Below are 12,140 nucleotides of genomic sequence, written 5' to 3'. Positions count from 1 at the left end.
AAAGAACGCCTTTACTTTGTAATTGAATAAAGTATTAATCCAGACTGATCACAAAGTCCTTCACCTCTTTTCTTACTTTTTTCATATTTACCAACCAGTCATTTTCAGTGTCACGGTATCCCAATGCCAGGATAGTAACAGATTTAAGACCGTATTTTTTCAACTCTAATAAATCATCCAATTGCTCATTGACAAATCCTTCCATTGGAGTCGCATCCACTTTTTGTTCTGCAGCAGCAGCAATAGCAAGACCAAATCCAATATAAGCCTGACGCGCAGCATGCTCAAATTGTTGCTGTTGTTCACGTGCGGAAAGCGAACTGAACAATTGATTTTTATAGTCATCTGCAAATCCTGTAGGTAATCCCCGCTCAACTTCCTGTTGTGTAAATACCTCATCGACACGTTGCTTTGTATACTCATCATAAGCAGCGAATATCAATAAATGCGAAGCATCTACAATCTGAGATTGATTGTAGGCTATAGGCTGGATCTTTGCTTTCAGTTCCGGATCAGAGATCGCAATGATTTTGTACGGTTGCAAACCCGAAGAAGTAGGAGCAAGGCGTGCTGCTTCGATAATGTAATCTACTTTTTCCTGTGCTACCTTTTGTCCGTTCATTTTTTTTGTAGCGTATCTCCAGTTTAAATGTTCTAATAAACTCATCTTTTTGTTTAATTAATTAATGATTTGATATATCCATCCACAGCATCTTTTAGTATTGCAGATGGTTCGATTGATTTTTGATTGGATGATAATAATTCAATAGCAACAAGGCCATGCATAATAGACCAAAAAGTTTTCATTTTTAAATACTTATCGGTGTCAGTGCGTTTACTCTGCAAAATAGCCTCTTCTATGACTGTCAATAAGATTTCTGAAGTTTTTCTTTTCTCCTGTACAGTCTGTATAGCTTCACATGTCGGTATACCCAGACCAAACATGATCTCATAATACTTCTGATGTGTAAAAGCAAAGGACCAGTAAGCTTCAGCAATATGGCGGATTTTTGATTCAGCTGTATCGTCCTGACTGATAGCAGAAGCAAGCTCCCCGGCCAGTAAACGGAATCCCTCTTTCGTAAAATATTCGATCAGGTCATCTTTACTGCTAAAGTGCTTATAGATAACAGGTACGCTGTATTCAATAGCATCCGCAATCTTACGTAGAGAGAGTGCTGGCCATCCTTCCTCCGTTACAATACTCCATGACTGCTCTATGATAAGCTGTTTCAGTTGTTCTTGTTCCCGAAATCTTCGTTCTGAAATTCCCATGTCTAAACATTTAGTTAACAGTGTTAGCAAAAGTAACAATGATTTTTAAATGTTTAAACACTTTATTGTTTTTAGACTTTTTAATGACAATTTCTTTCTGCTTAAATATTGTATTTTTAGCGTTATGAATGCAGCAAGGAAAAAACATGTTTCTTTGGTTCTGGGAAGTGGAGGTGCCAGAGGGATTGCAGAGATTGGGGTTATCCATGCACTGGAAGCCAAAGGGTATACGATAGATGAGATTGTTGGTTGTTCCATCGGTTCGTTAGTAGGAGGGGTGTATGCACAGCAGAAACTATCCGATTTTCAGGATTGGCTGAAGACCCTTAGTAAACGTGAAATTTTCAGACTTATGGATTTCACTTACTTTGGTTCAGGTGTCATGAAGGGTATACGCATCTTTGAGGCGATCAAACAGATTGTGCCGGATATAAATATTGAAGATTTGCCCATACGTTATACAGCAGTGGCAACTGATCTAAAAAAAGAGCAGGATGTCATATTTCGGACCGGTAGTATGTACGATGCTATACGTGCTTCTATAGCAATTCCCGCTGTATTTACAGCTGTTAGTATTGATGAACAGTTTCTGGTAGATGGCGGTGTACTTAATCCTTTACCCATTAATCATGTGCAACACAAGCATAATCTGGTAGTTGCTGTAAATCTGGACGGACAGCCTGACCCCGAATTTGCACAGACAAAAAATAAGCCTGAAAAAGTAAATTCAATAGGTGTACTAACGCATGCTTATTACGCAATGAGACGGCAGCTGGCTGCACAAAGCATTGCTTTGTACAAGCCGGATTATGTAGTCACCATACCCCATAATATTTCAGGACTATGGGACTACGACCGCTCCGAGTATCTGATCGAAAAGGGAGCTTTGCTGACCGAAAATGCTTTATCTGATTTGTAAATTTCTCAAAAATTCATGGAGCAGACTGTTGAATCGCTCAGGTTGCTCCAGATTTGGAAGATGTCCTGCAAGTTCAAGTTCTACATAGGAAGCCTGTGGAATAGCTGTTTCTAATTCCTCCATGAGTTCTTTTGGAGTGATCGTATCATTTGCCCCTCTGATGAGGAGTGTTGGAATATCAATGGCCCCCAGCGTATCACGAGTGTCCGTACGACTGGCTAATGCAAGTTGTGTCGCGCATATACTGCTTATACTGTTACGGCGGATACTGCTTTTAATCAATTCTACAGCTTCAGGATTGTTATGGATGGTATCTTTATAGAAGACGTTTTCAACAAAACCTATTGCAAATGGTCTTCTTCCATATTGTAAAATAGCCTGAATGGAATCAAATCTTTTTTGTTTCCCTTTGTTATCATCAGCTCTTGCGTGCGTATCACACAGGATCAGACCTTTTATTCGGTTTGGGATTAACTGCTGTGCTCTTAGTGCAATATATCCGCCCATGGATATACCGCATAAAGTCACCTGTTCGATATCTAACTTTTTAATAAATACGACAAGGTCTTTTGCAAAAACATCTATACTGAAAAAACCATGTCCTGCGGTGGTATTGCCATGCCCGCGTACATCTACAGCGATTCCGGTTACGTTGTCTGCTAAACTCTCAAGCTGAGCTTTCCAGGTTTTCTTATTAAAAGGAAATCCATGGATAAAAATAATAGTCTCGGATGATTCTGATGTTAGTGCTGGTTTAATATAGTATGAGATACTGATATCACCAATTCGGATCTTGCTGCTCTTAAAGTTTCGCTCTGTCATGTATGGGGAATGTATATTATGAAAAAAATATTTCAACATAAATATAATAAAATCAATAAGATAATTAGAATTATATTCCTGCAGATACTAAAAATGAATATTTTTATTTGGAAATAAGATAAAAGTAACGATATTTGCATCACCAAAACAAAACGGGGGTTTTCCCCGGGACACAAAGGAACTGCGCTCATAGCTTAATTGGATAGAGCACCTGACTACGGATCAGGAGGTTAGGGGTTCGACTCCCTTTGAGCGCACACATTTTATCTACCATTCCTCTCTCTTTCATCTCCTTAGTTTTTAGCAGATATGTAACAATTGGATTATTATGGTAATTCTTATCAATTGACGGAGTCTTCTACTTTAAAATGAAAAAAAATTTGTGTGAAGATGGAATTTCCCTATATTTGCATCACCAAAACAGAACAGGCATAAAGTCGGGAAGTGTTGGTTGCCGCGCTCATAGCTTAATTGGATAGAGCACCTGACTACGGATCAGGAGGTTAGGGGTTCGACTCCCTTTGAGCGCACTTGTTAAACTCCAAGCCTAATCAAAAACAAGATTAGGCTTTTATTTTTTACGGAATTACAACTATGCTAAACCTTGTTTTATTCGGTCCTCCAGGTGCGGGCAAAGGCACTCAATCACAAAAGCTTATTGATAAATACCAATTGGTGCATATCTCAACAGGTGATCTTTTCCGTGCTCATATCAAAGACCAGACAACATTAGGCCAACAGGTTAGTCAGATCATCGCAGATGGCAACTTAGTGCCTGACTCCGTAACGATAGCAATGCTGGAAGAAGAAATTCAAAAAAATCCGAATGCAAAAGGATTTATTTTTGATGGATTTCCGCGCACTGTAGCGCAGGCTGAGGCTTTGGACAACTTCCTTGAATCTAACAATTCTTCTATCACAGGAGTAATTGCACTGGATGTCAACGAAGATGAATTAAAAGCGCGTATCGCTAAGAGACAAGAGATTTCAGGACGTGCAGATGATGCGGCAGATAAACTGACAAAACGCATAGAAGAGTATTTCGAAAAAACTATTCTTGTATTACCTTATTATGAAGCTCAAAGTAAGCTTTCTAAGGTAAACGGAATCGGAGATATTGACTCTATTTTTGGGGAACTGACCCAAATTATTGACCAATACTAATAGTTTATTAGTATTTTTTCTTTTTTAGCTTAACGAAGTATAATAAATGGCTCAGGGATCAAATTTTGTAGATTATGTGAAAGTGTGTTGCCGATCAGGTCATGGTGGTGCTGGTTCAGCGCATTTGCATCGGGATAAACATACTGCCAAAGGTGGTCCTGATGGAGGTGATGGCGGCCGTGGAGGGCATATTATACTCAAAGGAACAAGTCAGTTGTGGACACTGCTCCACCTGAAATACAGAAAACATATTATTGCATCCAACGGAGATCCGGGAGGTAGCGCATTGCGCTCCGGAGCTAACGGGAAAGATGAAATACTGGAAGTGCCACTCGGTACTATCGCACGTGACGCTGAGACAGGTGAAGTCTTGTTTGATATCACAGAAGATGGTGAAACAAAAATTCTGACAGCAGGTGGTATCGGTGGATTGGGGAACTGGCATTTTAAGTCTGCAACACAGCAGACACCAAGATTTTCTCAACCGGGAAGACCGGGAATGGAGCAATGGGTAATTCTGGAACTCAAAGTCCTGGCCGATGTAGGACTGGTAGGATTCCCGAATGCAGGTAAATCAACATTGCTATCGGTAGTGTCAGCTGCAAAACCCGAAATTGCAAATTATCCTTTTACTACATTGGTGCCCAATCTGGGGATTGTAAGCTACAGAGATAATAAATCTTTTGTAATGGCCGATATTCCCGGAATTATCGAAGGAGCTTCGGAAGGTAAAGGATTAGGATACCGTTTTTTACGCCATATAGAGCGAAATTCAGTTTTGCTTTTTATGGTTCCTGCAGATACAGACCGCACAATTGCTGAAGAATATAATATTCTTTTGAAGGAATTGACAGCTTATAATCCTGAATTGATGGATAAGCCCAAATTACTGGCGATTACTAAATCTGATATGCTGGATGAAGAACTGGAAAATGAAATGAAGGCTCAGGTGCCGGATAATATTCCTTATATTTTTATCTCATCTATTACCGGTAAAAATATTCTTCAACTAAAAGATATGATCTGGAAAGCAATCAATTCATAATTGCTGATTCATCAACATAAAAAATAAGGGTTCATTTTAATTAAAATGAACCCTTATTTTTTTCTTCTTCACGATAGCTGTATTTACATAATCGGGAATAATCTTTTCTGTACAGAAGGGGAGAAGTGTTTATGCACTGCTTTTGTAAAGCTCTGATCAACGGATTCGTTTTTCATAACCAGATAGGGTATTTCTACAATACCGGCTGTAGTTTTCATGCGGTAATAACCAAATACTACTCCGTTTGTATGCTGTACTGCTTCTACCTGTTGAACTGCCTTGACATCAGTCATGAGCTTGAATCGTATAGTCTGTTTATTCACGCTTTCGACAATAACTTCTTCCTGTTGAGGATCAAACCAGATTTGTTGATTTCGCGCAGCCTTGACATGGTTGGTCAGTACAAAAAGTTGTCCGATCATATAAAAACTGATAGGCAGCAGAAACAATAGTATTTTGATCTTAACAGCCAGCAATATGACAATAAGTAACAAAATGATACCAATGCCTACATTGACAAATGTTTTCTTTGAAACCTTCGTAATCAAAGCTGTAGGTGTATGCATAAGCAGAAACTGCCCCTTTCTGATGGCACCGGAAGGAGAGGCTGTTAAGCCGGATAGTTTACGTGAAATAAAGTAGATCACCAGTCCTATCAATCCGAGTATGATCAGAAATTTGAACATCTTTGCTTAAATAGTATAATTAATATTGTTCGTTTTCGTTCGGGTAATTTACAGATTTGACATCAGCGACATATTGTCCAAAGGCTTTCGTCATTTCCTCATACAAATTAAGATACTGACGTAAAAACTTAGGTTTAAAACCTTTTGTTAATCCCAGCATATCATTTACGACCAATACCTGACCGTCACATCCGTTTCCTGCTCCGATGCCTATAGTAGGAATATGTAAAGAAGCCGATACTTCTGCCGCCAGTTTGGCTGGTATTTTTTCCAATACAACAGCAAAACAACCTGCTTCCTGAAGCGCTAATGCATCTGTTTTTAATTTTTCTGCTTCCGCTTCCTCTTTAGCTCTTACACCAAAATTTCCGAATTTGTAAATAGACTGTGGCGTAAGTCCCAGATGCCCGCAAACCGGGATTCCCGTCTCAACTATTTTACGGATATTTTCGATTATTTCTACACCACCCTCCAGTTTAAGTGCATGTGCTCCGGATTCTTTCATGACGCGAACAGCAGCCTTATAAGCGTCGTTGATATCGCCCTGATAAGCTCCGAAAGGTAGATCTACGACAACCATCGCACGCTTTGTACCCCTTACTACCGCAGAAGCATGATAAATCATGTTGTCCAGTGTCATCGGCAATGTAGTTTCGTAACCGGCAAATACATTAGCAGCAGAATCGCCAACTAAAATGATTTCAACTCCTCCCTCATCCAGTGCACGTGCTATGGAATAATCATAGCCGGTCAGCATCGCAATTTTCTCTTTACGGTTCTTCAATTCCTGAATGGTAGAAGTCGTGATTCGTGTAATTTCTTTGTTTACAGACATGTCTTCGTTTGTTGAAGAAACAAAAGTATAGAAATTTTAAGCAAAACTATGTTTTAAAACCCTAATAAATGCTTGTCGACCTTATGCGCAAAGGTAAATCGCAGCTATCTCAAAGGTATTTTGTAAATTTGCAGGATGAAGCAAAGCGAAGCTAAACTCTTTAAATTTCCGAAGTTCACTGATCTGATCATTCATGAAGATGAAAATATTATTGTAATCAATAAACCTCCTTTTATAGCCTCGCTTGACGAGCGTGAAGGCGGAGAAGTCAATATACTGCGTCTGGCTAAGAAATACTATGCCGAGGCACAGATTTGTCATCGGCTGGATAAGGAGACGTCTGGTATACTTCTTATCGCTAAAAACCCTGAAACTTACCGTTTGATCTCTATAGAATTTGAAAAAAGACGGGTAGATAAAACCTATCATGCTATTATAGAAGGAACTCATATTTTCCAGGATCTCAAAATAGATCTCCCGATTCTTAATCAGGGAAATAAGAATGTAACCATTGACCGATATAATGGTAAACCTGCTGAGACGATCTTTAATTCTATACAATACTTTAAGCACTTTACGTTAGTGGAGTGCAAACCGATTACGGGACGTATGCACCAGATTCGTATCCATTTGGCGACACAACATGCGGCGATTGTAGGAGATAGTATGTATAGAGGAAAACCGGTTTATCTTTCTCAAATCAAAAAGCGTGGATTTACATTGTCAAAGGACGAAGAAGAACAACCCATCATGAAACGCTTTGCATTACATTCCAAAAAGGTGCGTTTTAAAGTTGCAGATAAGTCTTATGAGTTTGAGGCCGAATATCCAAAGGATTTCGCTATCTTACTCAAACAGTTAGAAAAATTTGATGCTTAAGTTATTTATTTTGTGATGAATCCAAAAACTAAAAAAATTGTAATTAATGTAGTTTTCGTTGTGCTGATCGCATTGCTGGTGTGGCCGACGAGTCGTGCTTATTTTCAGCAGGGACTTATGAAGATAGGCCTGTTCAAACCTAAGCTTGAAGTGCCGAAAACACCTGACTCCATACCTGAAGGGGCCAATGCTGTAAAAGCAGGAGAACCTAACCTTGCTTTTGTGGATGCTTCAGGCAAAACTATTCAGACGCATGATCTCAAAGGAAAAGTGGTGTTTGTTAATTTTTGGGCAACCTGGTGTCCTCCGTGTAAAGCAGAAATGCCGTCTATCCAAAAGCTGTATGACAAGTTTAAAAACAACGATAAAGTAGCTTTTCTGATAGTAGAAATAGAAAACGATACAGAGAAAGCACAGCAGTTTATGCAGGAAGAAAAACTGACAATGCCTGTACACTTTCCTGCAGGAGAGATTCCGCAGACCTGGTTAGGAGGTTCTATTCCAACCACATTGATACTGGATAAAGCAGGAGAAATAGTAACCAGACATGAAGGAATGGCTGATTACAGCCGTAAAGAAGTTGTGGATTTTATACAGGAACTGATTAATAAATAAGATCCTTCCTTACTTTTCAATTTTTACTTTGAATTTTTAATATGACCAGAGCAGCGCTCATTCAACAAATCAAAACAAAGCGTTCATTTCTGTGTGTAGGTCTGGATACAGATCTGACTAAGATCCCTGAACATTTACTGGATAATGAAGATCCTATCTTTACGTTTAATAAAGCCATTATAGAAGCGACAGAGGATCTTTGTGTAGCGTATAAACCTAATATTGCTTTCTATGAAAGCTATGGAGTAAAGGGTTGGGAGTCTCTGCGCAAGACTTGGGAAGCTTTGCCTCAGGATTGTTTCAGTATAGCAGATGCCAAGCGTGGAGATATTGGTAATACGTCAAAAATGTATGCAAGTGCATTTTTCGATCAGCAAAACTCGGGTATGAGCTTTGACTCGATTACTATTGCTCCTTATATGGGTAAAGATTCGGTCACACCATTTTTAGATTTTGAAGGTAAATGGGCTATAGTATTGGCACTTACCTCTAATCCGGGAAGTCTGGATTTTCAGAATTTCACCAATTCCTCCGGAAAACAGTTGTTTGAAGAAGTATTGGATAAAGTAAATACCTGGGGATCGGACGAGCAGATTATGTATGTAGTAGGTGCAACCCGCGGTGAAGGATTTATCAAGATACGTGAGCATGCACCGGATCATTTTCTGCTTGTACCGGGTGTAGGTGCACAGGGAGGAAGTCTGGAAGATGTCTGTAAATATGGTATGAATAAGGATTGTGGATTACTGGTTAATAGTACTCGTGGTATTATCTATGCGTCAAATGGAAAAGACTTCGCCGAGCGTGCCAGAGAAGAGGCATTGATTCTTCAGAAAGAGATGGAGCAGCAATTAGTGCTACATGGCATTATTTAAGTTATAAAAAAGTATACAGAAAGCTGCTTTAAAATATAAAGCAGCTTTTTTTGTGTTTTTCCTTTCTTAAAGAAAAAAATAAACCGATTCTGCTTTCTGAATATGTTGCTGATAAACATCTCAGCGGTAAACAGATAATTTCAAACTACTTTTGTCGTTATATTGTTTTTATAGAATCATATTTCAGTACAAATCCGTAACTTTGGCCCATGCCAGAAAAAATTATTATTCTTGATTTTGGTTCACAGTATACACAGTTGATTGCCAGACGTGTGCGTGAACTAAGTGTGTATTGCGAAATCCATCCTTTTAATCATCTTCCAGAATTTGATGAAACAGTAAAAGGTGTTATTTTCTCAGGGAGTCCGTACTCGGTACGCCAGGAAGATGCACCACAAATAGATTTTAAATCTATTCAGGACCGTTTTCCGTTATTAGGAGTGTGTTATGGAGCACAATATATTGCACAGCAATCCGGAGGCGAGGTATTACCTTCGGAAATCAGAGAGTACGGACGTGCTAATTTACAATTTGTAGATGATGCTAATCCATTATTGGTAGGAGTACCGACCCAGTCCCAGGTCTGGATGTCACATGGAGATACGATCAAAGATGTTCCGGCAAACTTTAAGATTATTGCCAGTACAGATAAAGTAAGAGTAGCAGCTTATCAGGTAGAAGGTACACAGACTTTTGGTATTCAGTTTCACCCTGAAGTGACACACAGCACTGATGGTCAGGTATTGCTTAAAAACTTTGTGGTTGATATCTGTGGATGCGAACAGGACTGGACTGCTGATGCTTTTGTAGAAACTACAGTTGCAGACCTTAAAAAACAATTAGGTAATGACCATGTGATTTTAGCACTTTCGGGTGGTGTCGATTCTACTGTAGCAGGCGTATTATTGCATCAGGCAATCGGTGAAAATCTTCACTGTATTTTCGTGGATCACGGATTACTTCGTAAAGACGAATACGAGCAGGTGTTGGATTCGTATAAAAATATGGGACTGAATATTAAAGGAATCAATGCTAAAGACTTATTCTATAGCAGATTGGCCGGCATTTCAGAGCCTGAACAAAAAAGAAAGATCATTGGTGCCTCCTTTATAGATGTTTTTGATGAAGCGGCAAAAGAGATTCAAAAAGAATTACCTGAAGGAGTAGAGGCTAAATGGTTGGGACAAGGTACAATCTATCCTGATATCATTGAATCTATATCAGTAAAAGGCCCCTCAGCGACGATCAAATCACATCATAATGTGGGTGGTCTTCCGGACTTTATGAAGTTAAAGGTTGTAGAACCACTGAAAACACTTTTCAAGGATGAGGTACGTAAAGTAGGAAAAACATTGAATGTAGATCCGGCTATTCTGGGAAGACATCCTTTTCCGGGACCGGGACTGGCAATACGCATTCTGGGAGATATTACTCCGGATCGTGTACGTATCTTACAGGAGGCAGACGATATCTACATCCGTAATCTGAAAGAATCCGGATGGTACGATAAAGTATGGCAGGCAGGAACCATATTCCTTCCGGTGAAATCTGTAGGTGTAATGGGAGACGAACGTACATATGAGCATGTGGTAAGTTTGCGTGCTGTAGGTTCATTGGACGGTATGACTGCAGACTGGATTCACTTGCCATATGATCTTCTGGCAAAAATTTCTAACGAAATCATTAATCATGTTAAAGGAATCAACAGAGTTGTATATGATATCAGTTCCAAACCGCCGGCAACGATTGAGTGGGAATAATTTACTGTTGTTAGCAGCACTTTTACTGGCTGTTACATCATGTTCTCCTAAGACAACTGGCGTACTTCGTTCACCTGATTATAAAGGTGGAAATACAGGTGCTGCAACAGAGAAAAAGGATAAAGATAAGACCACGGTAAAAGAATTGTCACCGGCAGAGCAAAAGGCGGCAGCAAAAAGGGCTATGGTAAATCAGATAGCCCTGATTCTTCCTTTCCAGCTGACTTCTGTCAATACCAATCTTTTATCTGAAAATGATGTCAAGCGTGCAGCATTGGCACTGGACTTTTATCAGGGATTTCAGACCGGATTAGATGATCTGGCAAAGCAAGGAACCAATTTTACCTTAAATGTGCTGGATTCCCGGGATGATGTGGTACGTACTACAGCGATTGCCAAATCCGATGATGTGCAGTATGCTTCATTGATTGTAGGTCCTGTTTATCCTAAAGAGATTAAAACTTTCGGTGCAAATTCTGTAAACAGGAAAATTCTGCAGGTATCGCCGCTGGCAGCTACTATGCCTACAGAATTTAATAATCCTAACCTTGTGTCACTGACTCCGCCGATACGCGTACATATGCGGGAGATGGCAAAAGAGATTATCAAGGAGTACAATACCGGAGATGTTGTCATTGTCTACAATACCGGAGATGCAGACCACAAACAGTTCCTTACAGGATTTGATACAGAAATAGCAGGAGCAAAGAAAAAACTGGATGTACGTTCGGTGACGAGCATAGATCAACTGAATCAGTCACTGACACAGACAGGTAAAAATATTATTGTCACAGGTACTACAAGTGCAGTACAGCTTAGAGCATTATTGAGTAATCTGGATGCTAAAAACCTGGAATCACCTTACAAATTTGCGATTTTCGGACATCCGACATGGGATAAGTTTGACTTTAAGGCATTCAGTAATGTTGATGACTATTCGATAACGATCAGTTCTTCATTTGTACTTTCTTCGTATTCATCTGCCGTGCGTAAATTTAAGACAACATATAAGGATACTTATGGAGTAGAGCCATCAGAATATTCATTTAAAGGGTATGATGCCGCTCAATACTTTGGAAGACTGATTGCCAAATATGGTAAAGATTACGCCTCACATGTAGAAAGTGAAGAATTTGACGGATTGTCTAATTCCTTTAAATTTCAGTATAATGCTGCATGGGGATATGTCAACAATGCGGTTGGTTTCTTAGTGTACCGTAATGGTGCATTTCAATCAAAATAATAACCCTTATACTATTGGGTAA

General features: G+C 39.4%; 13 protein-coding genes and 2 tRNA genes. 10 read left to right on the top strand and 5 right to left on the bottom strand.

The genetic code is table 11. The annotated features are described in order from the left end of the window. Window positions 1-34 precede the first annotated feature (34 nt). Together B4B65_RS18830 and B4B65_RS18825 are read right to left on the bottom strand one after the other, a co-directional pair. Window positions 35-667 (bottom strand): nitroreductase family protein, encoded by a 633-nt coding sequence (locus B4B65_RS18830; protein ID WP_201678534.1) that lies wholly within the window; start codon window positions 665-667, stop codon window positions 35-37. Window positions 668-675: 8 nt separating this feature from the next. Further along, complete coding sequence (locus tag B4B65_RS18825) at window positions 676-1,275, bottom strand: TetR/AcrR family transcriptional regulator (protein WP_293917863.1); 600 nt, start codon at window positions 1,273-1,275, stop codon at window positions 676-678. A gap of 124 nt (window positions 1,276-1,399) precedes the next feature. Between B4B65_RS18825 and B4B65_RS18820 the strand changes: the two genes are divergently transcribed. Continuing rightward, window positions 1,400-2,194, top strand: coding sequence for a patatin-like phospholipase family protein (locus tag B4B65_RS18820; RefSeq protein WP_293917861.1), 795 nt, complete (start codon window positions 1,400-1,402; stop codon window positions 2,192-2,194). Here B4B65_RS18820 and B4B65_RS18815 read toward each other — a convergent pair. Beyond that, window positions 2,180-3,016, bottom strand: a complete 837-nt coding sequence (locus B4B65_RS18815; RefSeq protein ID WP_293917859.1) for an alpha/beta fold hydrolase — start codon at window positions 3,014-3,016, stop codon at window positions 2,180-2,182. The two genes, B4B65_RS18820 and B4B65_RS18815, sit on opposite strands and share 15 nt — an antisense overlap. Window positions 3,017-3,199: 183 nt before the next feature. Here B4B65_RS18815 and B4B65_RS18810 point away from each other — a divergent pair. The 4 genes from B4B65_RS18810 (at window position 3,200) to obgE (ending at window position 5,225) form a co-directional block, all read left to right on the top strand. Further along, window positions 3,200-3,273 (top strand) — tRNA-Arg (locus B4B65_RS18810). A 199-nt stretch (window positions 3,274-3,472) separates the two neighbouring features. Then, window positions 3,473-3,546: transfer RNA gene (locus B4B65_RS18805), tRNA-Arg, on the top strand. Between the two features lie 64 nt (window positions 3,547-3,610). Then, entirely contained in the window at window positions 3,611-4,180 is a 570-nt protein-coding gene (locus B4B65_RS18800) for an adenylate kinase (RefSeq protein ID WP_201678538.1), read from the top strand. Between the two features lie 46 nt (window positions 4,181-4,226). Further along, a complete protein-coding gene (gene obgE / locus B4B65_RS18795) occupies window positions 4,227-5,225 on the top strand; it encodes a GTPase ObgE (protein ID WP_201678539.1) in 999 nt (332 codons plus the stop codon). Between the two features lie 83 nt (window positions 5,226-5,308). Here the strand turns inward: obgE and B4B65_RS18790 are convergent, their stop codons facing one another. Both B4B65_RS18790 and panB read right to left on the bottom strand, forming a co-directional pair. Further along, window positions 5,309-5,911: a hypothetical protein gene (locus B4B65_RS18790; RefSeq protein ID WP_293917856.1), complete on the bottom strand. Its 603-nt coding sequence runs from the start codon at window positions 5,909-5,911 to the stop codon at window positions 5,309-5,311. A gap of 19 nt (window positions 5,912-5,930) precedes the next feature. Then, complete coding sequence (panB, locus tag B4B65_RS18785; RefSeq protein WP_201678541.1) at window positions 5,931-6,746, bottom strand: 3-methyl-2-oxobutanoate hydroxymethyltransferase; 816 nt, start codon at window positions 6,744-6,746, stop codon at window positions 5,931-5,933. A 135-nt stretch (window positions 6,747-6,881) separates the two neighbouring features. Between panB and B4B65_RS18780 the strand changes: the two genes are divergently transcribed. From B4B65_RS18780 to B4B65_RS18760, 5 genes are all read left to right on the top strand, one after another. After that, window positions 6,882-7,625: an RluA family pseudouridine synthase gene (locus B4B65_RS18780; RefSeq protein WP_293917854.1), complete on the top strand. Its 744-nt coding sequence runs from the start codon at window positions 6,882-6,884 to the stop codon at window positions 7,623-7,625. A 15-nt stretch (window positions 7,626-7,640) separates the two neighbouring features. Continuing rightward, entirely contained in the window at window positions 7,641-8,240 is a 600-nt protein-coding gene (locus B4B65_RS18775) for a TlpA family protein disulfide reductase (RefSeq protein WP_293917852.1), read from the top strand. A 41-nt stretch (window positions 8,241-8,281) separates the two neighbouring features. Then, window positions 8,282-9,115, top strand: a complete 834-nt coding sequence (gene pyrF, locus B4B65_RS18770; RefSeq protein WP_003004260.1) for an orotidine-5'-phosphate decarboxylase — start codon at window positions 8,282-8,284, stop codon at window positions 9,113-9,115. Window positions 9,116-9,324: 209 nt separating this feature from the next. Beyond that, window positions 9,325-10,875, top strand: a complete 1,551-nt coding sequence (gene guaA, locus B4B65_RS18765; protein WP_293917849.1) for a glutamine-hydrolyzing GMP synthase — start codon at window positions 9,325-9,327, stop codon at window positions 10,873-10,875. Next, entirely contained in the window at window positions 10,832-12,118 is a 1,287-nt protein-coding gene (locus B4B65_RS18760) for an ABC transporter substrate-binding protein (RefSeq protein WP_293917847.1), read from the top strand. The genes guaA and B4B65_RS18760 overlap by 44 nt, the downstream gene beginning before the upstream one ends. The last annotated feature ends 22 nt before the right edge of the window (window positions 12,119-12,140 follow it).

The organism is Sphingobacterium sp. UBA5789, from assembly GCF_002418355.1.
In the GTDB taxonomy this organism is placed as follows: domain Bacteria; phylum Bacteroidota; class Bacteroidia; order Sphingobacteriales; family Sphingobacteriaceae; genus Sphingobacterium.
This window is presented reverse-complemented; position numbering and strand designations above follow the sequence as displayed.